The following is a 21,558-nucleotide window of genomic DNA, read 5'->3' as shown; positions in this document are numbered from 1 at the left end:
AGGCTATGGTCACGGTTTATTCTCTCAGCGCTCTATTGCTTGCATACCTTTTTGGGTCGATACCAACGGCTGTCTGGTTAGGCCAGGCTTTCTATGGCGTTGATGTTAGAGAATATGGCAGCGGTAATGCCGGTGCTACAAATACCTTTAGGGTTCTGGGCAAAAAGGCCGGTATTGCTGTAATGATTATAGATATTGCAAAGGGTTACACAGCGACCAATCTTGCCTATTTAATTGGAATGTCTGTAACTGGGCCACAAAATTCTGTTGTTTTTGTTAACTATCAATTGGCCCTCGGTGTAACTGCAGTGATGGGGCATTTGTTTCCGGTGTTTGCTGGTTTTAGGGGTGGTAAAGGTGTTGCTACACTTTTTGGAATGATTTTGGCAGTTAATTTCGAAGCATCTATGCTTTGTGTTCTGGTTTTTGTGGTCATATTATTATTAACTAAATACGTTTCATTGAGTTCGATATGTGCAGGATTTACATTTCCGTTGAGTGTTGTTTTCCTGTTTCAGGTCTCCATAAAATCTGAAGTGCTCTATGGGATGGTTGTTTGTATTCTGATTTTAGTTACCCACCAAAAAAACCTCGAAAGATTGCTTAAGGGCAAGGAGTCCAAAGTGTATTTGTTTAGGAAAAAAACTAATTAATTAACAAATCACATCAACTTTGAAACTTATTTGTAAGGTAAATGTTAATACATTACTTACGATTTATTCGGAGCAATTTAAAACCATATTTTTTATGAAAAAGTTATTACTAACCGCTAGCGTTGCGGGTTTGCTATTATTTAATTCTTGTTCTACGGTTCCTTTAACTGGGCGTAGTAGGTTAAATTTAGTTGGCAACGACCAAGTTTTACCGATGGCTTTTCAGGCTTATAGCGAATTCTTAACTGAAAATAAAACAGCCGTTTTGCCAGCATCAAATGCACAGGCATTAAAGGTTAAAACAATAGGAAGCCGTTTAATTACTGCTGTACAAACTTACATGAACAATAATAACTACGGAAACTTAATCCAGGATTATAAGTGGGAAGTTAACGTTGTTCAGAATAATGAAAAAAATGCATGGTGTATGCCAGGCGGAAAAATTGTTGTTTACACGGGCATTTTACCAGTAACCCAAGACGATGCCGGTTTGGCAACTGTTATGGGGCATGAGATCGCCCATGCAATTGCAGGGCACTCTGCAGAACGTATGTCGCAAGAAATGGTTGCCCAAGGAATTGGAACCGCTGGTGGCGTTGCTCTATCTAAAAACCCTAAGGCACAATCTACATTTAATACCCTTTATGGGGTGGGAGCACCAATTGCGATGTTAAAGTATTCTCGTAATCAGGAGCTAGAAGCGGATAGATTAGGATTGATATTTATGGCAATGGCTGGATATAATCCACAGTCATCTGTAAGCTTTTGGAATAGAATGGCTTCGGCATCTGCAAATGCGCAAAAACCTGCCGAATTTTTAAGTACGCACCCAAGTGATGCTACACGTATTGCTCAAATTCAAAAATATTTACCAGAAGCACAACAATATTATAAAAAATAAGGCTTAATAATAGATGAATTAAGGTAGAAAGTTTGCTCTGAGCATAATTTTCTACCTTTTTTATTTTATGGATAATCAAACATTGGTTATTGTTTCAACCAATGACCAATGACCAATGACTAATGATCACCTAACACCTTGAGAATCGCACTAGCCTTAAGCAAACACTCCTCATATTCTTTTTTTGCATCACATTGATAGGTAATGGCCCCACCAACCTGAAAAGAAAGATATTTTGACGCTGAATTATATAGGATACTTCTAATTATAACATTAAAATCGAAATCTCCGTTTGGATTTATGCAACCGAATGATCCTGAAAAAATACCTCTTTTTGTTTCTTCGTATTGTTCAATCAACTGCATGGCTTTAACTTTTGGTGCTCCAGTCATTGATCCCATTGGGAAGGTATTTTTGATTGCATCAATAAAATGAACGTTTGGATTGAGCTGGCAACTAATGGTCGAAATCATTTGATGAACTTGTGGAAAGGTATAGATTCCGAAAAGTTCTTCTACCTTAACAGAACCTTTAATGGCAGATTTTGTTAAGTCATGGCGCACTAAATCTACTATCATTACATTTTCAGCCTGCTCTTTAATATCACTTCTCAAAGAATATTTAATTGCTTGGTCCTCTGCTGGATCAGGACTTCGTTTGGCTGTGCCTTTTATAGGTTGTGAAATTAATTTGTTTCCTCTCTTGCACAAAAATCTTTCTGGTGTGGCAGATAAAATATAATGATCCCTAACTTTGAAATAACCAGCGAAAGGGGTGGGTGATAATTGATTTAATGCTTTAAAGGTTTCTACAGGGGCTATTTTTGCATGTTCTGCAAAAAATTCCTGACAAAAGTTAATCTCATAAATATCGCCTCTTGAAATGTGTTCTTTTAGGGAATCGATTTTTTTAATGTACTCTGCTTCTGATAATCTGGCTTTGAGATTTAATTTTTTGTCTTCTTTTTTATGGATTTGCCCAAAATTTTCGATATCATTCAAAATGGAGTTGTCACCAATTAAAACTTCCGTAAGCCCATCTTTGTAAGCAATGAGATATTTTGGAACGAAGAAATAGAGGTCGGGAAATTCCAGCCCATCCTGATTATTAGAAGAGAGGTCTTCAATTTGATTTTTTAGATCATAACCAAAGAAACCGAAAGTCCACTGTTGATGTGCTTCATAAAATTCTTTTAATTCTTCAAATGAATTTACACTAGATGATTTTAATTCGAACTGAAAATCTGCTGCCAATAGAAAATCAAACTCTGAATAATTGTCTTTATATTGATTTGAATCCAGAAAACAACAAACATCAAACTGGTTTGCCCAGTTCAATGCCTTGTACTTAAAATCGGTAAAATTTTGTTGGTTTTTCAAGCTGAACAAAGGTAACTAAACCCAGCTTAAGTGGAAAGCTCGCATAGTAGAATCTTCAAATTTCTCTAACTTTAGTTAAGCATGGTTTGATTGGCTTTTGGAGAAGGTATGGATTAGGTTGGCATAAAACAATGTTACAAACAAAAAGCAACCCAATATGGATTGCTTTTTGTTTTAGTTCAATATTTAACCAGTACAAAGATCTCTCCGCTATGGTCGAGATGACGAGCATGGATTAACGTAATTCTAAAGTCTGTGCTCTATCTGGTCCTACTGAAAGGAATTTAATTGGCACTTCAAGCTCCTTTTCTAAGTATTCGATATAAGCTGTTAATTTTGCGGGAATTTCGTCAACTGAAGTGATTTTTGTAACATCGGTTGCCCAACCTTCAATGGCTTTCAAAACTGGCGTTGGTTCGATTGAAATAATGTCGTAAGGCATATAATCGATTGTTTCGCCATTATATTCGTAGTGTGTACAAGCATAAATGGTATCGAAAGTATCTAAAACATCAGCTTTCATCATAATTAACTCGGTAACACCATTTAACATGATTGCATATTTTAGTGCAGGTAGATCGATCCAGCCACAACGACGGGCACGGCCTGTAGTTGCACCAAATTCATGACCTAAGGCACGTAGGTTTTCTCCAACTTCGTTATCTAATTCTGTAGGGAAAGGACCGCCACCAACACGAGTACAATAAGCTTTGAAGATGCCGTAAACAGCACCAACTTTATTCGGCGCAATACCTAAACCAGTACAAGCACCAGCAGTTGTTGTATTGCTTGAGGTTACAAAAGGATATGAACCGAAATCAACATCTAATAAAGTTCCTTGGGCACCTTCTGCTAAAACCGCTTTTCCTTCTTTCAAATAGCCATTTACGAAATGTTCGCTATCTACGTGAGGAATGCTTTTCAAGAATTCGATAGCTTCAAAAAACAAAGCTTCTTTCTCTGCCAATTCATATTCAAAACCTTCATAATGAGAAAGGATTTCTGTATGTTTTTCTACTAATTTAGCATAACGCTCCTTAAAATCTGGCAAGGTGGTATCACCAACACGTAAACCATTACGTCCAGTTTTATCCATATAAGTTGGGCCAATACCCTTTAAGGTTGATCCAATCTTATTTTTACCCATTCTAGCTTCGTTCGCTGCATCCAGTAATTGGTGAGTAGGTAAGATTAAATGAGCTTTACGGGCAATAACTAATTTGCCTTCAGCAACTGGATCATGACCAGCCTTTTTTAAATTATCAAGTTCTCTTTTTAATATGATCGGATCGATAACTACACCGTTACCGATAAGGTTCATGGTTTTTTCGTTAAAGATTCCTGATGGGATGGTATTCAGAACAAATTTTTTACCATCAAATTCCAATGTATGTCCGGCATTTGGCCCACCCTGAAAACGGGCGATAAGATCATATTTTGGACTTAGAACATCAACGATTTTTCCCTTTCCTTCATCGCCCCATTGTAGGCCGAGAAGTACATCTACTTGCGTCATTATTAAAAAATTAAGCGGGTTTTATTATTTTGGATTGATTTAATTTGATTCAAGTTTTGCTGCAGCAGCATTTTCACTCACTTTTCTAGATACGCTACAGTCAGAACAGAAACCGTACATATTTAGTGAATGGTGTTTAATATCGAATTTTAAAAGATCACCAACCATAGTCTGGATTTGGTGTACGCGTGGATCGCAAAATTCTACCACTTTACCACATTCAATACAGATTACGTGATCGTGTTGACGATAGCCGTAAGATTTTTCGAATTGTGCCATGTTTTTACCAAACTGGTGCTTGGTAACTAAATCACACGAAACCAGTAACTCTAAAGTATTATAAACCGTAGCACGACTTACACGATACTTTTGGTTTTTCATGTGGATGTAAAGGGTTTCTACATCAAAGTGATCGTTTCTAGAATATATTTCTTCCAATATGGCGAAACGCTCTGGTGTTTTACGTAGATTTTTGTTTTCTAAATAAGCCTCAAAAATCTTGCGAACGAGCTCATTTGTTTTTTGTTCAGACATAGTTTTCTAACTCCTTTCAAAGGTAGGTAAATTGTTTTGAAAAATGATTACACCAATTAAATGATTACACAGATTTGGTAATTAGTTAGAGGTCTGAAAGTCGATAGTCAAAAGATATTAGCTCTTAATCGAAGCTAAATATCATTTGGCTGTTAATCCTCCAATTCAAACTCCTGACTTTCGGACCTCGGTCTAATATTTTTCCTATTTTTTATGCATCAAACCTTGTTACTCCGGTAACGCCTCTAACTTTTAATAAATTCTTAATCAGGTTTTCCAAATGCTCGGTATCGTTAACGAAAATCATAATAGAGCCTTCAAAAATACCATCATTAGTATCAACCGTAATCGATCGCATATTAACTTTAAAATCGGTAGAAATTACTCTTGTAATGTTATTGATTAAGCCTACATCATCAATACCAACAATTTTTAATCCGGTTAAAAAAGTAAGTTCTTGTTGTTTGTTCCATTTGGCCTTAACCACGCGATAGCCATAATTAGCCATCAGTTGTGTAGCATTTGGGCAATTCGTTCTATGGATTTTAATGCCATCACTAACCGTAATAAAACCGAAAACATCATCACCGGGAATTGGATTACAACAGGCTGCAAGTGTATAATCAATACGTTGCATGTCTTCACCAATTAACAAAATATCAGATTCGCCACCCTTAATTTTATTTTTAATTCCATCTACAGAAAGGTTTTCTGGGCGTTCAGGTCCGCGGTTTTCTACCTCTTTCTCGCTACTTAAATATTCCTTAATGTCCTTAAGTTCAATTTTGCCCAGGGCAACATTTACAAAAAGCTCTTGTGTTGATGGAAGTTTAAAAAAGTAACTTATTTTTTGAAGATTATCGGTATTGTAAGTAATCTTTAGCGATTTCAGTTTGCGTTCTAAAATCTCTTTTCCATTATCGGCAATCTTTCTTTTTTCTTCTTTTAAGGAAGATTTAATCTTTGACTTAGCTTTCGCCGTAACCACAATATTAAGCCAATCTTCTTTAGGGGTTTGCTTATTTGAGGTAATAATTTCTACCTGATCGCCGTTTTGAAGTTTGTAGGAAATGGGAACTAATTTGTGGTTTACTTTTGCGCCAATACAGGTTGCGCCAACCCCGGTGTGAATTTCAAAAGCAAAATCTAAGGCAGTTGCACCTAATGGTAACTGAATTAAAGATCCTTTTGGTGTAAAAATGAAAATCTCGTCAGAGAAAAGATTCATTTTAAAATCATCCAGGAAATCGAGTGCATTTGCCTCGGGATTGCTCAGCATTTCTCTAACTTTCTGAATCCATTGATCCAAACCGTTATCGTTGCTAGATTCTTTGTATTTCCAATGTGCCGCGAAACCTTTTTCAGCAATTTCATTCATCCTTTGCGTACGAATTTGTACCTCAACCCATTGTCCGCGTGGGCCCATTACCGTTGTATGCAAACTTTCGTAACCATTTCCCTTTGGAGACGAAACCCAATCACGTAAACGGTCGGGGTTTGGGCGGTATAAATCCGTAACGATAGAATAGGCTTTCCAGCAATCGGCTTTTTCATTTTCCGGCGGACTATCCAAAATAATCCTAATGGCAAAAAGATCGTAAACCTCTTCAAAAGGAATATTTTTTTTCTTCATTTTATTCCAAATGGAATGGATAGATTTTGGTCTTCCATATACATCTGCAACTAAGCCCTGTTCGTGTACAATTTCATCAATTGGTTCCACAAACTTTTTGATAAACATGGCACGTTCTGCCTTTTTCTCGTTTAATTTTTTGGCAACAAATTTATAGGTATCAGGCTCAAGATATTTCATCGAAAGATCTTCTAACTCTGATTTTATGGCATATAAACCCAAACGATGTGCAAGCGGAGCGTACAAATAAATCGTTTCCGAAGCGATTTTTAACTGCTTATGGCGAGGCATAAACTCCATAGTTCGCATGTTGTGTAAACGATCTGCTAGTTTGATCAGAATTACCCGAACATCATCCGCTAGGGTGAGCAACATTTTTCGGAAATTTTCGGCCTGCAGGGAGCTGTTGGTATCAAAAACTCCTGAAATTTTGGTTAGGCCATCTATAATTTTGGCTGTTTTTTTGCCGAATTCGCGTTCGATGTCTTCTAAGGTAATATCTGTATCTTCAACAACATCATGTAAAAGTGCACAGACAATAGAAGTTGTACCCAAGCCAATTTCTTCTGCAGCAATTTGCGCTACTGCAATGGGGTGGTATATGTATGGTTCGCCAGATTTACGGCGCATGTCTTTATGGCTTTCTAAGGCCATATCAAAGGCTTTTCGGATTTCTTTTTTATCTCCTTTTTGTAAAGTAGACTTGCTTGCCCGTAATAATGCCCTGTATCTTTTCAGAATTTCTTGTTTTTCCGCCTCTAAATCAATCACTAACTCTGTTTTCATTTGTATTTTTTGCGTAAAAAATTGCGTCTTATTTATGAATAAAACCTATATTAGTTTTGTGAAACACCTAATATATGAAATAACACCTAACTTTGTAAAAGTATAAATTTATGAAATTTAAAGGGCTCTTTTTTCTGTGTTTTGTAATGATTTTTAGCATCACGCTAAAAGCACAAGATCCTGTTGCGCCAGTTTTTCCGAAAATGGGCAAAGCCGATACAATAAGAGTTGCCTCTACAAATGATAATGGTGTAATGATTCCGTGGATGCAGCTTAATGATGTTCAAATTATGGCGGCCAGAATTTGGAAATCGCCGGCAGAGCAGGCTGCTTACAACCGTTTGCGTTACAATGTTTTAAAGGTAATGCCTTATGCCTTATTTGCGAAACGCAGATATGAGCAATTGGAACAGGATTTGGCAAGAACACCTGAGAAAAAGGAGCAAAAGCAATTGGTTAAAGCCTGTGATAATGAAATAAAAGACATGTTTAACCGCGAAATAAAAGAGTTAACCATAACACAGGGACAAATTTTAACCAAGCTTATAGATCGTGAAGTTGGAAGAACAACCTACGATATAGTTAAACAGACCAAAGGTGGCTTCGCGGCGTTTTCTTATCAGATTGTAGCCCGAGTTGTAGGCCACAATTTAAAAAGCACTTACGATCCTAATCAAGATAGAGATATAGAATCCATTATTCGTACCTCTGGATATTATCAATAAACAAATGCAGGAGAGCGTTCCGAATATTTACCCATTCAAAGTCAGGAAAATTAATGGTGAAGAACAACCTTTATCTGCTTTTAAAAATAAAGTTATTTTAATTGTAAATACCGCTTCTGAATGTGGATTTACGCCTCAACTTAAAGAGCTTCAGCAACTCAAAGACGAAATTAACAATTCTGATTTTGAAATTTTAGGGTTTCCAACTAACGATTTCGGAAAGCAGGAACCTCTTAATGGATCGGATATTAGCGCATTTTGTGAGATTAATCACGGTGTGAAATTTCCTGTTTTTGATAAAATTATGGTTCGTGGCGCTCATGTTCATCCATTATATCAATTTTTAAGTGATAAAAAGCAGAATGGAAAATTAAGTTCAAAACCGAGATGGAATTTTCATAAATACCTTATCAACAAAAATGGTGAGCTTGTAGATTTTTTCTTTCCTTTTACAAAACCCTTGAGCTCAAAGATTAAAAAGAAAGTTCAGCGTTTGCTGAATTTAGATAATGAATGAACTAAAGAGTGATCGAGTTTTTTTAAATCTTGACAAATTTGTTCGAAATTAAACACATGAAATTAGATATTTTAGTAATTGCCGTACACCCTGATGATGCAGAACTCTGCTGTTCGGGAACCATTTTGAAGCATATTGCATTAGGTAAAAAAGTAGGAATTGTAGATTTGACCAGAGGCGAACTTGGAACCCGCGGAACCGCAGAAACCAGAGACGAGGAAGCTGCGGATTCGGCAAAGATTTTGGGTTTACACGCTCGTGAAAATCTAAGATTTAGAGATGGTTTCTTTCAAAATGATGAACCTCATCGTTTAGAGGTTATCAAGATGATTAGAAAGTATCAACCAGAAATTATCTTAAGTAATGCTTTGGAAGATCGCCACCCTGATCATGGTAGAGCCGGAGATTTGGTTTACGATTCTGTGTTTTTATCTGGCTTACCTAAAATTGAAACCGAAATAGATCATATAAAACAAGAAGCCCACCGTCCGCGATTATTGCTTCAATATATTCAAGATCGATACATTAAACCAGATATAATTGTTGATATCTCCGATCACATGGATGCCAAAATTAAATCCGTTCAAGCATTTAAAACGCAGTTTTTTACACCAGGCGTTGAGGGGTTAAATACCTATATATCTTCTCCGGAATTTTTCGAAAGCTTTATTGCCAGATCTAGAGAATTTGGAAAAAGTATTGGTGCAACATTTGGAGAAGGTTTTACCTCGAGAAAGTTATTGGGCGTAGATAATTTGTTCGATTTGAAATAGGGAATTTTTGTAATCTACCACCTAAGACATCATAGAACATCACAATTTTGTTGGCGAAAATTTCATCCTATTTTTTCTTGATAAATCGGATTGCTATATATTGGATGATTTAAGGTTTCTTTAGATCTAAGGATTTTGTGTGCAATAGCAAAGCAAAAATGTGGTTGCAACAAAACCAGCAGTTATTTGTTACTCTTAAAACGAATAATAATGGCGAATATATTCTCTTCAATTAAAAATGCTTACAATCTTTTTAAACACGTAGATTTCGACAAGTTAGAGGCTTTGTCTAAAAAAGTTGATCTTCCAAAAATGGTTGAAACCATCTCAAGTCTGGATGACAAACAAATTCAAGGGATGATGAAAATGATGGGCAGCTCTGGAAAAAAGAAGGAATTGCCACCTATCGAAGGTGATTTCTATCATTTGGGAGACGAAGCACTTAAAGATGAAGACAGAGAATTGCAACTTAAAGTTAGAGCCTTTTTAGAAAAAGAAGTAAAGCCAATCGTAAATCATTATTGGAACAAGGCTGAATTTCCTTTCGAAATAATTCCAAAATTGGCAGAATTAAATATCTGTGGTTTAACTTATCAAGGTTACGGCTGTCCGGGTAAATCCAATTTGATGGAAGGAATTTTAGCTATGGAAATGGCTCGGATTGATACCTCAATATCTACTTTTTTCGGCGTTCAGAGTGGGTTGGCAATGGGTTCTATTTACCTATGTGGATCGGAAGCTCAAAAACAACAGTGGCTTCCGCTAATGCAACAGTTTAAGATTATCGGTGCCTTCGGATTAACCGAGCCTGAAGTTGGCTCTGCTGCTGCAGGTGGCTTAACAACAACCTGTAAAAGAATAGGGGATAAATGGGTTTTAAATGGTCAGAAAAAGTGGATAGGGAATGCAACTTTTGCAGATATCTTAATTATCTGGGCTAGAGATGAAGACAGCAATGCGGTAAAGGGTTTTATTGTTAAAAAAGATAATCCGGGATTTGCAGTAGAAAAAATGCAAGATAAAATGGCACTTAGGATTGTGCAGAACGGGATTATTACGCTAACAAATTGCGAAGTTGAAGAAGCAGACCGGTTACAAAATGCAAATTCTTTTAAAGATACAGCCAAAGTTTTACAAATGACTAGAGCTGGTGTTGCCTGGCAGGCTGTTGGCTGTGCCAGAGGGGCTTATGAAAATGCTTTGGAGTACACCCGAACTCGAAAACAATTCGGAAAACCAATTGCTTCATTTCAACTGATTCAGAATCATTTAGTTGAGATGTTATCTAATTTAACGGCAATGCAAACCCTGTGTTTTCGTTTATCCCAATTACAGGATCAAGGCTTATTGAAAGATGAACATGCATCGTTAGCCAAAGTTTTTTGCTCTTTAAGAACTCGTGATGTAGTGAGTAAGGCTCGTGAAGTTATGGGTGGAAACGGAATCTTATTAGAATATAATGTGGCGAGATTTGTGGCAGATGCCGAAGCAATTTACTCTTACGAAGGCACCAAAGAAATTAATACATTAATTGTGGGTAGGGCTATAACCGGATTTTCAGCATTCGTTTAGTTGATGAATTTTAAGTTGTAGACCATCAATCAATGAATAAAATCGTTTTTATAATTGTTGAGCGACCTTCCCAAAGGCACTAAACTTTGTTTATAAACCCGATTGGAACGGATGCCAATTTCTTCAATTGGCAGGAGGTAAAGCAGGCCTGAAAAGGCGAAAAGTTCCAAACCGCTCATTTCCAAAAAAAAACGGTCTTTTGAAGAAACAGATAAGGTTAAGAATTTTTATTCCTACTGCGTGGAAGTGAAGAATAGCTATAAGCAACCTAAAATATTTTAGAACGGATGCTTATTAAATGCTACCTGGCTCATTGCACTTTTTTCGTATAGCGCTATACACGATTTATTATATTGAGGATCAAAGTTTACTTCTCCTGGTTCCAACGTTTTAGGCACGTTGGTATTTTCCATAAAAAAGTAAACTTTGGTATTGCCATATTTTGTGTGGGGCATAATATTTCCGTAATCTTCCATTTCTTTCCAAATGCTGTCTTTTACTGTAGCTATGTAAATTCTTTGCACTGGCCCTGTATTGTTCGCATTTCTGTATTTTACAATCTCCTTAAACCCAGACTTCATATCATCAATTCCGGGCTGGTTAAGCGTATCTTTTACAATAAAAAAAATCAGAATTAAAATACCAATAATAAGAATGTAGAATAGGGACTTTCTGCTCATGCTTACAATAAAGGCAATATTTTTTCCATAACTGTCAAGCCTTCGTCAATATGTTTTTGCTCTATACAAAGGGCAGGGCGGAAGCGGATGGTTTTATCACCACAGCCTAAAAACATCACTTTATTTTCTATGCCTTTGCTGATGAAGTTATTTCTCATTTCCTTGCTTGGAAAATCAAATGAACAAAGTAAGCCTCGTCCACGAACATTGCTCATTATATCATATTTCTGGGAAAGTTTTGAAAGATTATCTTTCAAATAAGTACCAAGTTTCGCTGCATTTTCACAAAGGCTATCTTCTTCCAAAATTTGAAGAATTTGTGTAGAACGTACCATATCAACCAGATTGCCACCCCAGGTAGAATTAATTCTGCTTGGAACTTTAAATACATTGGTTTCAACCTCATTAACCTTATTGCCAACCAAAATTCCGCAAACCTGCATTTTCTTGCCAAAGGCAACAATGTCCGGTCTTGCTTTTTCGCTAAAATGCTGGTGGCACCAAAATTTGCCCGTTAAACCAACTCCTGTTTGTACCTCATCGTAAATTAAAAATGCTTCATTTTCATCAGCCAAGGTTTTTAATTGAATTAAAAATTCTTCGCGTAAGTGGTTATCTCCGCCTTCTGATTGGATGGGTTCAATAATTATTGCACAAATTTCATCTTTGTTCTCTGCAAAAGCCTTTTTTACCTGAGCAATAGAGATTTCTTCGGTTTTGATGGCATGGTCTAAATTGCTTCCTTCTAATGGAAATTTAACTTCAGGAATACTTACACGGGGCCAATCAAATTTGGCAAACCATTTTGTTTTATCGGGTAGCGTATTGGTTAAGCTTAAGGTATAACCTGTGCGCCCATGGAAAGCACGTTCGAAATGAAGGACTTTAAATCCTTTTTCTTCTGAATAGCCTTTTGCAAAATTTTTCTGCACTTTCCAGTCCATAGCTACTTTAATCGCATTTTCGACAGCTAATGCACCGCCTGCAATAAAGAATGCATGTGGCAAGTAATCCGGAATGCCAATTTTGGAGAACGTTTTAACAAACTGGGCATATTGTTGTGTATATACATCAGAATTCGATGGGTTGGCAATTGCTGCCTGAAGAAGGCTGGTTTTAAAAGCTTCATCATTGATCATTTTAGGATGATTATAACCCAAAGGAACTGAAGCAAAACAAGTAAAAAAATCGAGTAATGTTCGGTTATATTTAGAATCGTAAATGTATGCCCCGTTACTTTTTTCCATATCATAAGTCAGGTCGAAACCATCAGCTAAAATATGTTTACTTAGAGCTTCATTAACTTGGTCTGCAGGTACTGTTAATTGGTACATAAATTCGGTTTTGATGTTTTTCAAATTTAGTTAAATGTGCCTAAAATCAAAATTTAAGCACTTTTTATACCCGAACAGCAAAAAATAGGTTTAAACTGTTTAAAGTATGATTTTATCTTAAATTCAACATTTATGCAATAAAATGTGGAAAACTTTTTTAACAATAAAGACTTGTGGAGTGAATGCCTAAGAGATTTATGAACATGATTAGAGTTAATCTCTCCCCATTATTTAGTATAAAACTTTGCCCTTGTGTAATTTGATCAATAGTTATTGATAAATATCATTAAATCAGCAAATTTGCTTAATTTCTGTAGTATTAATCATAGGTTTTATTATGTTTGTGTATGGAATCGCTCAATAAAGTTCAAATGTTAAATACCTTTCTAGCTAAAGTGAAGCAATTGAGGGGGTTTGGTGATATGAATTCTTACTTCTTGGCTAGCCAATTTAAAGGTATAGATGAGAAAGTTAAAGAGAATGAAGTGAATGAAATCATTACAGAATTTTCATCTCCAGAAACTTTTGATGAAGGCAAAATACACTTTATCAATGGCATTAATGCCTTGCTAGAAGACATTTTACACAACTAGATTTAATATAATACTATTTATTTTTAAAGCCCTTAGGATTTAACTAAGGGCTTTTTTATGTCAGTTACTTTTCCAACAAACTTAAATTACCCCATTTGCAGTTCGAAATTGCAGATCGCTGTATTCAGCCAGATTTTTGATCAGCTTTTGCGCAATTATGTTCCATTTGGTTCCGGCTTTTATATAAATATACACTGTACTTGGAAATTTTGGAGTACTTGGTTTTGAAAAATCAGGATTTGCCAACAAATCATCGGCATTTGTAAAAAAAGAATAAATATTAAAATCCTTTTCTCCAATAGAATTATTTAAAATCCCCTGTGTTAAGGTTTTCCCGATCGATATTTTTTCGACTTTGGTTTTCCCCTTAAACTTAGCTGTCCAATTATCTGGGGCCTTTGGTACACAAACAATTTTACCATAGCCTTCGGCCTTATTCTCATAAATAAACATGGGTACATTGCTGATTACTCTTTTTGTATCCTTTGACTGTAGAAAGCCCAGCCACGCTGTATGTACAAATTTAGAATCTTTAAAAAAATCTCTATTGATTGCAACATGCGGATTTGTAGTAATCGAGGGCGATTCTATATGAAAAGTTATCAGCATACAAATGCCTGTAAAGAATGATGGGATATTCATTTTGGTTATAGTAATTGAGGGATAATTCTTGCAAGTTATTACATAAAAAGCCATTTTTTATAGCCTAAACGTACATTATGACGATAAAAAGATTATCGGGTAGGTTTTGTTATTTGAGGTGCATTCATTTAAATACAATAGTGGTAACTTGATTTTGGTTGTGCTGTAGTAGGTCAACAACTTTTATTATTAGCATGTTTATACAGGGCTGTAGTTTTATCCATTTCAATTTGCGTTAGAAGGTAGAAAACGATAATTTTAAAGTGGTTATTGGCTAATTACTACTACAGGTTGTTAAATTTTTGTAATTAAATTAAACTTTAATTTATAAGAATTGTTGATGTTATTAATTAATTTCTTCGATAAAAAGTGCTTTGCTGTAACTTTTAAATAGAAGAATAATTATTGTTGTCTATCCTTAAATTTTATAATAATCTGAAAGAAGATTAATATGATAATGTTACTGAGGATTTAATTAATATAAAAGTGATTTCAGCGCTTTTGGGCGAGAAACCTATTGTAAAAATGAATAAAGAATCCTATTATACTCAAAGCGATGCCTGCATGAAATTCTTGCTGACACCCGAAGAATTTAGAGAGATATTACAAGTACACGAAATAAGTCATATTAAAAAAGAAATTACACTGTTTACCGCTCCCGATACTTCGCCGCTCAAGGTGAAGGAAATTCATGTTGCCAAAAAAGATTTTGAGCTTGCTCTTGAAATTTACAGAAATGAATCGAACGTTAACAAATAACTTAGGTATTTATTCCAGCTAGAATAAATTAATTCATCATTAGTTTGCTCTTCCCATCTTCTTTAAAACCAGATAGTGCGAACGCAAAGCAGCGCCAAAGGTTGTGCTTTCATGATAAGGCATTCCATACTCTAAGGCGGTTTGCTTTACAATTACAGAAATTTTGCCATAATGAATGTGACAAATCTTAGGAAACAGGTGATGTTCAATTTGTCTATTAAGTCCACCTAAGAAAAAAGCGGCAAACTTGCATTGAGTAGCGAAATTAGCGGTTGTTCGCATCTGATGTTCTGCCCAGGCTTCTTCCATATTTCCGTGAATATTTGGCGAAGGAAAGATTGTACCCTCAACTACATGTGCCAATTGAAAAACCAATCCCATGGTTAATCCTTGTGCCAAATGCAAGAGTATAAAACCAATGGTAATTTGCCACCAGGCAACATCCATAATTAATAGTGGCAAGCCAATAAACATAAAGTAGTAAAGTGCTTTATAAAAGAAAAGATTGAAGTATTCGATTCTCGGATGCTTACTTTCACATGCGCCAACACTTTTTTGAAAGAATTTTTTGTAGTCTTTTCTAAAAATCCAAGATAAAGATGCCAGGCTATAAAGTGGAAATGCATACCAATGTTGAAATCGTTGATGGGGTTTAAGTTCATCATCCTCAGAAATACGGATCAAACCCGGTGCAACTTCAATATCCTCATCATGCCCAGGTATATTAGTGTAGGTGTGGTGAACAACATTGTGCGTAATGTTCCAAACGTAGGGGTTTGCGCCAACCATGTGAAACAAAAAACTAAAGAACTCATTTACCGATTTATGTTTCGAAAAGGAGTTGTGAATGGCATCATGGCAAACATTAAAGCCAATAAAGGCCGAAGTAACTCCAAGCAAAATTGCCATCCCTGTTAAAATGATAAGGTTTAGTGGAGCAAGTAAAATTGAAAGATACAGGCAGAAGAATATGGCTAAAAACAAAGTCGTTTTAAACCACATCGCAATATTGGCATGGGTACTTTTGTTATGATCTTTAAAATGTGTATTAACCTTTTTTCTAACTTCCGAATAGAATGTAGCTCCGGTAGAGCAAGGAAATTTTGCTTTTGATTTCATGGAATTTTGGTGCTGTACTCATGTTCGCAGACCTTTAGTTCCAGGATCAGTAAGTTTTATTTTACAATTACTTTGGTTTGCAAGTTACACTTACTAATGCATAAACGAAAGTATAAAGTGTTTGGATTCTCGGCTTAGCGATTATAGCCAAATGTTTTAAATACGTGGCGATTCCTGATCTCAATTCGAAAGCTAAGATCATATATGTCGATAGATAAGATTTTATTTGAATCTGTAATCGAGAGAATTATCTTTTTGTGCGACTATGGATATTTAAAGAAGATATTTTTTTAATTATTATGCGCTTGCATTAATGACGATCTCCCTTTATCACCTTAAATAAATGGAGCACTTGAGGAAAAAGGGCATCTATACTTTCGCTTGCGCCTTTTACTGATCCTGGAAAAGTCATGACCAAAGTTTCGCCAATTAAGCCTGCTACACCTCTTGATAGCATGGCATAAGGCATCCGATTTTGACCATATTGCCTTGCCGTTTCCATTATTCCCTCTATTGGTTTCTCAATTAAGGGCAAAATCGCATCAGACGTAACATCTCTTGGTGATAAACCCGTCCCTCCGGTAAAAATTAAAAGCTGTACCTTTTTTGAAATCTGTTTAACCTGGTTTTGTATTAAATCAAAATCGTCAGCAACAACTTCATAATGAATGGTTTCTATTCCGAACGATTCTAATTTTGCAATTATAGTCTTTCCCGATTTGTCTTCTCCCTTACCTGCAGAAATGGTATCCGAGCATACAATTACGCCAGCTTTCAAGGTTGCAAAATCTGCTTTGTTGAAATCTGTTTTGCCACCAGATTTTTTTAAAAGTTTAACGGATTCTATTTCTACTGCCTTATCAATCGGCTTAAGCATATCGTACATTGTTAAAGCGGTAACCGCAGCACCATGCATAGCCTCTACCTCAACTCCAGTTTTATAAATGGTGTGTACCTCAACAGAAATAACAACAGATAAATCTACTATTTCGTAAGTAATGGAGGTGAATTCTACAGGCAAAGGATGACAATCTGGAATAACATCACTTGTTTTTTTTACGCCTAATAATCCAGCTGCTCTTGCAAATTCAAATACATCGCCTTTAGGTACTTTTCTTTGTTTAATGGCTTCAATCGTTTCAACTTTAGATACGCGTACGGTTGCTGTAGCAATCGCAATTCGCAGTGTATTGGATTTGGCTGTGATGTTTACCATGTTATTTATTTTCTTTCCATTGATGTGACCCGTCTTCAAAAAGTTCTTTTCCCCAAATTGGCAGTTCTGCTTTTAAACGCTCTACAACTTCCTCGCATGCATTAATTGCAGGTTTTCGGTGAGCGGATGAAGTGAAAACGAACAGACAAATTTCTCCGGCACTTACCCTTCCTAAGGATTGGTAAATGTGCATGCAGCTAAGTGGATATTTTTCGAAGATATTTTCTCGGATTTCGTGCATTTTTTCAAGCGCTAAATCTTCGAAAGCGGTGTATTCTATTGCGGAAACTGATTTTCCATCAATTTCATCTTTTCTTACCTGACCTAAAAAAATACTGTGTCCGCCAATCTCTGTTTTGGAGCTATGTTTGGCAATACTTTCTGAAATGAACGAAGGGCTTATTGCGCCGTTTACAAATATATTCTTGATTTTTTTATCGCTCATGATGCACTTGTGAAATAATTTTTCCAGCGGATAACACCACCTTTTAAACTGTAAATATTTTTCTTGTCGCCATATTTTTCATGAAGAAATTCAGCGGCGGCTAGGCTTCTAATTCCATGCTGACAAAGCAAAACGATATTTTCTTCTTCGATATCCTGATTCAAAAAACTCTGAAATACTGACATTGGTATCTGTTTGTAATCTAGCGGATTTAAAACAGGAACTTCGTAAGTTTCTCTAACATCTATTATAAGGGTTGAGTCTTTTTTCTGGAGATTTTCCAACTCTTTAATGTCTATTTCGAGAACTTGATTAGGTGTAGATTTCAAACTGTAATTCATTTTTAAAAATTCATTCTCATTTTCGGGTAGTTTATAGGTTCCCGATGGAGATGAGGTGATGGCTATCTCGTAAAATTGTTGATTTAGAAGGTTGTAATTTAAAATTTTATTAATCAAAGGTTCTCCGATTCCGGTAATTAATTTGATTGCCTCAGCAGCCATCATTGTTCCGATTATTCCTGGCAAAACGCCCAGTATTCCATTTTCCGCACAGTTTGGAATTTCTCCTTTGTTTGGTTGAATGGGAAATAGATCTCGATAATTTGTTTTTTCACCACCCGAACTTTCAATATTAAACACAGCAAGCTGACCTTCGTAGCCTGAAACCGCGGCAAAAATTAATGGCTTTTTTAGCAGTGCACAACCATCATTAATCAAATAACGAGATTCGAAATTATCGGTGCCATCTATAATAAAATCATATTCGGAAAAAATCTCGAGGGCGTTTTCTTGCGTTATAAATTGCGAATAGGTCTCGAGTTTAATATTAGGGTTTATTGCATTTAATCTTTGAGCAGCAATATCTACTTTTAATTTTCCAATATCCACTGTGGTGAACAGTAATTGCCGATGCAGATTGCTTAACGATACAACATCACCATCAACCAAACCGATTTTACCCACACCAGAAGCAACCAGATATTGTAGCGCCGGACAACCCAAACCACCAGCGCCAATAACCAGCACTTTGGCTTTGGAAAGTTTCTGTTGTGCTTCTTCTCCAAATCCCTTTAAAATTAACTGTCTATTGTATCTTTCGGTGTCCATTCGTAATGTTTATCCGCCAGAAAACGGGGGCATTATAGCTACTGTTGCCTGATCTGTAATTATCCTATTTTTCTGAATGATTTGCTTGTCTACAGCGAGTTTATATTTTATTTCGCTAAGCTGCGGAAATTTGTCTTCCAAATATTTTTTTAATCCATCCGTATCCGAAATCCCATCAATACTTAGTTTTTTAATGGTTATAAATTCGGCTATTTTACCAAAGCTTAACAATTCGATTTCCATTATACTAATTTACCTGAAGAATAGTGATTTTACTCAATCCTTTTACAAATCGTCTTCCAGTTGCTTTATCACTTGGTGTAATTAATGCGATGTTTCCTTTTTCGGTTTTAACGGGATCGGCATCAAAAGAGGTCAATACCAAGACATGATTTCCGGTATCTGAGTTGAAAATTTCGTTCCAGGAATATACCACCTTATAATTATCGGTTGCCGTACAAACGATGTAATATTCGCTTAATTTTTTTGGAGATTCTTCTGCAATTTGGACTTTAGAAAGTACATCCTTAAGTAATACTCCCTTAATGTTTTTGATGCTGCTTTTGCGCTGTTGTAGGTGATTATAAATTACCGTACTATCTAAACTGATGGTTTTATAGGCTTTTAATGATTCTAGATTTACATCTAGGGGTTTTAAAACTTTGCCTTCAATAGTAAATTGTTTACTTTCTTGCGCCTGTACCTTTAAGCTTAAGAAAAGAATTGCGATGATTAAATATTTCATATTATGCATAAGTGAAAAGTAATTTATAAGCAGCCAGTGCGAGCACGCAGGCCAATACATTTTTAAGTATAGTTTGAGGAAATTTAAGTGCTCCAAAATAGGCGCCACATAAACCGCCAATAAAGGCTACAATAACATAGGCAATCATATCGCTATTAAAATTAATTCCTTTAACCAATTGACCGCCCAAACCTGCAACGGAATTAACAAATATAAAAGCTGCACTAATGGCCGCGGTTTGTTTTTGATCTGTCCATTTTAAAAGCAATAAAATCGGAGAGAGAATAATTCCACCGCCAATACCAATCATTCCCGAAAGTAAGCCGATTATTCCTCCAATTAATAAGGATAAAGCAAAGTTTGGATGCTTAAAATCTTTAGGGTCGGTGTTTTTAAAAAAGAAAAAACGAATAACCGGAATTAGTAATAAAGCACCTAAAATCTTTTTGTAAATGTTGCTGTCAATTGCCATTGTACCTCCAACAAAAGAAAGTGGGATGGAGGCCAGTGCAAAAGGCCAAAACGTTTTCCATTTAAAATGCCCACCTCTATAAAATTGAATAAAGGAAACGGAAGAGACAAAAAGATTTAACAATAAAGCTGTAGGTTTCATAACCAATGGCGAAATGGCAAAAATGGCCATTAGGGCCAAGTAACCGCTAGCGCCACCGTGTCCTACAGATGAATATAAAAAAGCAACAATAAATAATAAACTAAAAAATAGTAAAATTTCTGCTTGCATAAAGGATTATTCAGGGATTAGTAAAATATTTAGGGTTGTATCTTTTTCGAAGTGGTCGCTGTCTTCATCTAAACAGATCAAGCAGTTTGCATATGCAAATGAACTTAAACGGAAAGATTCCTGAGCGCTTAAAGGGGTTGCGAGACCATCTTTATAAGTACCTTTTAAAAAATGGGTTAATCCAGCAGGTTTATGGTAGGCGTCAGTCAGTTTTGCACTTATTTCTTTTACTGGATTATTTTTGTGAGCCATTTGATAAAGTGCGGGCAATACATAATTGTAAAAGCAACTTAATACTGATGAAGGATTTCCTGGGAGTCCAAAAACGGGTTTATTATCTTTCATCCCAAAAAAGAGCGGTTTACCCGGCTTCTGTTTTACTTTATGGAAAATCTGGTTAACCTTACAAAGGCGAGAAGCTTCGAGAACGAAATCGTAGTCGCCAACACTTACGCCACCGGTAAGCAAAACCACATCACTTTTTTTAAGAGCTTGTTCAAAAATTCTGCTCAAAATTTCAAGATCATCATCTGCACTAATTACTTCAGCTTTATAGATACCGGCTTGCTCCAATGCAGCTTTTAGTGAATATGAATTTGATTCGTAAACCTGCCCAAATCCAAGTGTTTCGCCAGGGGCACAAAGTTCTTTTCCGGTAACAATTATCGAAACTGTGGGCAAAGGGTAAACAGAAATTTCTGTAATTCCGATGCCTGCTAAAAAACCTATTGCTGCCGGACTTAAAAAACTGCCTTTGTGCATGGCCAATGTACTAGCCTTAATTTCTGAACCAATTCCTCTAACATTTAGCCCAACTTGGAGGCGATCATCCAAGATGGATATTCTACCATCATTTAAAGAAATCTTTTCCTGCATTACTACCGTATCAGCGCCATCTGGAAGCGGTGCGCCCGTAAAAATTCTTGCAGTTTCTCCTTTTTTAATAGTTAAAGCATTTGCACTACCCGCAGCCATTTCTCCATGCACGAAAAGAGGTAAATCCTTATCTTCAAATCGAATCGCATAACCATCCATAGAAGATTGTCTGAATGCCGGAATATCAGCAATTGCAAAAACATCTTCAGCTAAAATATGCCTGCTGGCTTTTTCTATAGGTAACTTAACCGCATCTAGCGTAAAAATATTTTCGGCAATTAAGGCTTTAGCTTCGGCTACAGTTATCAT

23 protein-coding genes are annotated in these 21,558 nt (G+C 36.0%); 8 read left to right on the top strand and 15 right to left on the bottom strand.

Features of this window, described 5'->3' with window-relative positions; genetic code table 11:
• The first annotated feature begins 5 nt into the window (after positions 1-5).
• On the top strand, positions 6-653 hold the full coding sequence (plsY, locus tag DF947_RS20600) for a glycerol-3-phosphate 1-O-acyltransferase PlsY (protein ID WP_109932537.1): 648 nt from the start codon (positions 6-8) through the stop codon (positions 651-653).
• A gap of 94 nt (positions 654-747) precedes the next feature.
• Positions 748-1,554, top strand: coding sequence for a M48 family metallopeptidase (locus tag DF947_RS20595; RefSeq protein ID WP_109932535.1), 807 nt, complete (start codon positions 748-750; stop codon positions 1,552-1,554).
• A gap of 119 nt (positions 1,555-1,673) precedes the next feature.
• On the opposite strand, the gene DF947_RS20590 is transcribed toward DF947_RS20595, so the two are convergent.
• The 4 genes from DF947_RS20590 to DF947_RS20575 all read right to left on the bottom strand — a co-directional run bounded on the left by DF947_RS20590 (position 1,674) and on the right by DF947_RS20575 (position 7,402).
• Positions 1,674-2,933, bottom strand: coding sequence for an anthranilate synthase component I family protein (locus tag DF947_RS20590; RefSeq protein ID WP_109932533.1), 1,260 nt, complete (start codon positions 2,931-2,933; stop codon positions 1,674-1,676).
• Between the two features lie 235 nt (positions 2,934-3,168).
• Positions 3,169-4,449: an adenylosuccinate synthase gene (locus DF947_RS20585; RefSeq protein WP_109932531.1), complete on the bottom strand. Its 1,281-nt coding sequence runs from the start codon at positions 4,447-4,449 to the stop codon at positions 3,169-3,171.
• Between the two features lie 39 nt (positions 4,450-4,488).
• Positions 4,489-4,983 carry a Fur family transcriptional regulator gene (locus DF947_RS20580; RefSeq protein WP_109932528.1) on the bottom strand — a complete coding sequence of 165 codons (495 nt, stop codon included), beginning with the start codon at positions 4,981-4,983 and terminating at the stop codon, positions 4,489-4,491.
• A gap of 211 nt (positions 4,984-5,194) precedes the next feature.
• A complete protein-coding gene (locus DF947_RS20575; protein ID WP_109932526.1) occupies positions 5,195-7,402 on the bottom strand; it encodes a RelA/SpoT family protein in 2,208 nt (735 codons plus the stop codon).
• Positions 7,403-7,512: 110 nt separating this feature from the next.
• Between DF947_RS20575 and DF947_RS20570 the strand changes: the two genes are divergently transcribed.
• The 4 genes from DF947_RS20570 (at position 7,513) to DF947_RS20555 (ending at position 10,989) form a co-directional block, all read left to right on the top strand.
• Positions 7,513-8,127, top strand: coding sequence for a DUF4294 domain-containing protein (locus tag DF947_RS20570; RefSeq protein WP_109932524.1), 615 nt, complete (start codon positions 7,513-7,515; stop codon positions 8,125-8,127).
• A gap of 4 nt (positions 8,128-8,131) precedes the next feature.
• Positions 8,132-8,644 carry a glutathione peroxidase gene (locus tag DF947_RS20565; protein ID WP_109932522.1) on the top strand — a complete coding sequence of 171 codons (513 nt, stop codon included), beginning with the start codon at positions 8,132-8,134 and terminating at the stop codon, positions 8,642-8,644.
• Positions 8,645-8,700: 56 nt separating this feature from the next.
• Positions 8,701-9,417: a bacillithiol biosynthesis deacetylase BshB1 gene (gene bshB1, locus DF947_RS20560; RefSeq protein WP_109932520.1), complete on the top strand. Its 717-nt coding sequence runs from the start codon at positions 8,701-8,703 to the stop codon at positions 9,415-9,417.
• 210 nt (positions 9,418-9,627) lie between these two features.
• Positions 9,628-10,989 carry an acyl-CoA dehydrogenase family protein gene (locus DF947_RS20555; RefSeq protein ID WP_109932518.1) on the top strand — a complete coding sequence of 454 codons (1,362 nt, stop codon included), beginning with the start codon at positions 9,628-9,630 and terminating at the stop codon, positions 10,987-10,989.
• Positions 10,990-11,267: 278 nt separating this feature from the next.
• On the opposite strand, the gene DF947_RS20550 is transcribed toward DF947_RS20555, so the two are convergent.
• Together DF947_RS20550 and lat are read right to left on the bottom strand one after the other, a co-directional pair.
• Positions 11,268-11,669, bottom strand: a complete 402-nt coding sequence (locus DF947_RS20550) for a hypothetical protein (RefSeq protein WP_109932516.1) — start codon at positions 11,667-11,669, stop codon at positions 11,268-11,270.
• 2 nt (positions 11,670-11,671) lie between these two features.
• Positions 11,672-13,003, bottom strand: coding sequence for an L-lysine 6-transaminase (gene lat, locus DF947_RS20545; RefSeq protein WP_109932617.1), 1,332 nt, complete (start codon positions 13,001-13,003; stop codon positions 11,672-11,674).
• Between the two features lie 347 nt (positions 13,004-13,350).
• Here lat and DF947_RS20540 point away from each other — a divergent pair, with 347 nt between their 5' ends.
• Positions 13,351-13,596, top strand: coding sequence for a hypothetical protein (locus DF947_RS20540; RefSeq protein ID WP_109932514.1), 246 nt, complete (start codon positions 13,351-13,353; stop codon positions 13,594-13,596).
• Positions 13,597-13,677: 81 nt separating this feature from the next.
• On the opposite strand, the gene DF947_RS20535 is transcribed toward DF947_RS20540, so the two are convergent.
• Entirely contained in the window at positions 13,678-14,238 is a 561-nt protein-coding gene (locus DF947_RS20535; RefSeq protein ID WP_146202955.1) for a hypothetical protein, read from the bottom strand.
• Between the two features lie 525 nt (positions 14,239-14,763).
• Here DF947_RS20535 and DF947_RS20530 point away from each other — a divergent pair.
• Positions 14,764-14,997, top strand: a complete 234-nt coding sequence (locus DF947_RS20530) for a hypothetical protein (RefSeq protein WP_109932510.1) — start codon at positions 14,764-14,766, stop codon at positions 14,995-14,997.
• A 39-nt stretch (positions 14,998-15,036) separates the two neighbouring features.
• Here DF947_RS20530 and DF947_RS20525 read toward each other — a convergent pair whose 3' ends face one another.
• From DF947_RS20525 to DF947_RS20490, 8 genes are all read right to left on the bottom strand, one after another.
• Entirely contained in the window at positions 15,037-16,116 is a 1,080-nt protein-coding gene (locus tag DF947_RS20525; protein ID WP_109932508.1) for a fatty acid desaturase family protein, read from the bottom strand.
• Positions 16,117-16,426: 310 nt separating this feature from the next.
• On the bottom strand, positions 16,427-17,332 hold the full coding sequence (gene moaCB / locus DF947_RS20520; RefSeq protein WP_109932506.1) for a bifunctional molybdenum cofactor biosynthesis protein MoaC/MoaB: 906 nt from the start codon (positions 17,330-17,332) through the stop codon (positions 16,427-16,429).
• 1 nt (position 17,333) lies between these two features.
• Complete coding sequence (locus tag DF947_RS20515) at positions 17,334-17,777, bottom strand: molybdenum cofactor biosynthesis protein MoaE (RefSeq protein ID WP_205940830.1); 444 nt, start codon at positions 17,775-17,777, stop codon at positions 17,334-17,336.
• On the bottom strand, positions 17,774-18,886 hold the full coding sequence (locus tag DF947_RS20510; RefSeq protein ID WP_109932502.1) for a HesA/MoeB/ThiF family protein: 1,113 nt from the start codon (positions 18,884-18,886) through the stop codon (positions 17,774-17,776). The genes DF947_RS20515 and DF947_RS20510 overlap by 4 nt, the downstream gene beginning before the upstream one ends.
• A gap of 9 nt (positions 18,887-18,895) precedes the next feature.
• Complete coding sequence (locus DF947_RS20505; protein WP_109932500.1) at positions 18,896-19,129, bottom strand: MoaD/ThiS family protein; 234 nt, start codon at positions 19,127-19,129, stop codon at positions 18,896-18,898.
• Positions 19,130-19,133: 4 nt separating this feature from the next.
• Positions 19,134-19,631, bottom strand: coding sequence for a molybdopterin-binding protein (locus DF947_RS20500; protein ID WP_109932498.1), 498 nt, complete (start codon positions 19,629-19,631; stop codon positions 19,134-19,136).
• A gap of 1 nt (position 19,632) precedes the next feature.
• Complete coding sequence (locus tag DF947_RS20495) at positions 19,633-20,373, bottom strand: sulfite exporter TauE/SafE family protein (protein WP_109932496.1); 741 nt, start codon at positions 20,371-20,373, stop codon at positions 19,633-19,635.
• Positions 20,374-20,379: 6 nt separating this feature from the next.
• Positions 20,380-21,558, bottom strand: a complete 1,179-nt coding sequence (locus tag DF947_RS20490) for a molybdopterin molybdotransferase MoeA (protein ID WP_109932494.1) — start codon at positions 21,556-21,558, stop codon at positions 20,380-20,382.

Source organism: Pedobacter paludis (assembly GCF_003173575.1).
Classification (GTDB): Bacteria; Bacteroidota; Bacteroidia; order Sphingobacteriales; family Sphingobacteriaceae; genus Pedobacter; species Pedobacter paludis.
This window is presented reverse-complemented; position numbering and strand designations above follow the sequence as displayed.

What these genes read in the sequence shown, in the direction of transcription:
- DF947_RS20555 (WP_109932518.1), top strand. Translation starts at nt 9,628, where the DNA reads ATGGCGAATATATTCTCTTCAATTAAAAATGCTTACAATCTTTTTAAA.
- DF947_RS20570 (WP_109932524.1), top strand. Translation starts at nt 7,513, where the DNA reads ATGAAATTTAAAGGGCTCTTTTTTCTGTGTTTTGTAATGATTTTTAGC.
- bshB1 (WP_109932520.1), top strand. Translation starts at nt 8,701, where the DNA reads ATGAAATTAGATATTTTAGTAATTGCCGTACACCCTGATGATGCAGAA.
- DF947_RS20535 (WP_146202955.1), bottom strand. Translation starts at nt 14,238, where the DNA reads ATGAATATCCCATCATTCTTTACAGGCATTTGTATGCTGATAACTTTT.
- plsY (WP_109932537.1), top strand. Translation starts at nt 6, where the DNA reads ATGGTCACGGTTTATTCTCTCAGCGCTCTATTGCTTGCATACCTTTTT.
- DF947_RS20530 (WP_109932510.1), top strand. Translation starts at nt 14,764, where the DNA reads ATGAATAAAGAATCCTATTATACTCAAAGCGATGCCTGCATGAAATTC.
- DF947_RS20540 (WP_109932514.1), top strand. Translation starts at nt 13,351, where the DNA reads ATGGAATCGCTCAATAAAGTTCAAATGTTAAATACCTTTCTAGCTAAA.
- DF947_RS20490 (WP_109932494.1), bottom strand. Translation starts at nt 21,558, where the DNA reads ATGATAACTGTAGCCGAAGCTAAAGCCTTAATTGCCGAAAATATTTTT.
- lat (WP_109932617.1), bottom strand. Translation starts at nt 13,003, where the DNA reads ATGTACCAATTAACAGTACCTGCAGACCAAGTTAATGAAGCTCTAAGT.
- DF947_RS20510 (WP_109932502.1), bottom strand. Translation starts at nt 18,886, where the DNA reads ATGGACACCGAAAGATACAATAGACAGTTAATTTTAAAGGGATTTGGA.
- DF947_RS20515 (WP_205940830.1), bottom strand. Translation starts at nt 17,777, where the DNA reads ATGAGCGATAAAAAAATCAAGAATATATTTGTAAACGGCGCAATAAGC.
- DF947_RS20505 (WP_109932500.1), bottom strand. Translation starts at nt 19,129, where the DNA reads ATGGAAATCGAATTGTTAAGCTTTGGTAAAATAGCCGAATTTATAACC.
- DF947_RS20595 (WP_109932535.1), top strand. Translation starts at nt 748, where the DNA reads ATGAAAAAGTTATTACTAACCGCTAGCGTTGCGGGTTTGCTATTATTT.
- DF947_RS20565 (WP_109932522.1), top strand. Translation starts at nt 8,132, where the DNA reads ATGCAGGAGAGCGTTCCGAATATTTACCCATTCAAAGTCAGGAAAATT.
- moaCB (WP_109932506.1), bottom strand. Translation starts at nt 17,332, where the DNA reads ATGGTAAACATCACAGCCAAATCCAATACACTGCGAATTGCGATTGCT.
- DF947_RS20580 (WP_109932528.1), bottom strand. Translation starts at nt 4,983, where the DNA reads ATGTCTGAACAAAAAACAAATGAGCTCGTTCGCAAGATTTTTGAGGCT.
- DF947_RS20585 (WP_109932531.1), bottom strand. Translation starts at nt 4,449, where the DNA reads ATGACGCAAGTAGATGTACTTCTCGGCCTACAATGGGGCGATGAAGGA.
- DF947_RS20575 (WP_109932526.1), bottom strand. Translation starts at nt 7,402, where the DNA reads ATGAAAACAGAGTTAGTGATTGATTTAGAGGCGGAAAAACAAGAAATT.
- DF947_RS20525 (WP_109932508.1), bottom strand. Translation starts at nt 16,116, where the DNA reads ATGAAATCAAAAGCAAAATTTCCTTGCTCTACCGGAGCTACATTCTAT.
- DF947_RS20495 (WP_109932496.1), bottom strand. Translation starts at nt 20,373, where the DNA reads ATGCAAGCAGAAATTTTACTATTTTTTAGTTTATTATTTATTGTTGCT.
- DF947_RS20550 (WP_109932516.1), bottom strand. Translation starts at nt 11,669, where the DNA reads ATGAGCAGAAAGTCCCTATTCTACATTCTTATTATTGGTATTTTAATT.
- DF947_RS20500 (WP_109932498.1), bottom strand. Translation starts at nt 19,631, where the DNA reads ATGAAATATTTAATCATCGCAATTCTTTTCTTAAGCTTAAAGGTACAG.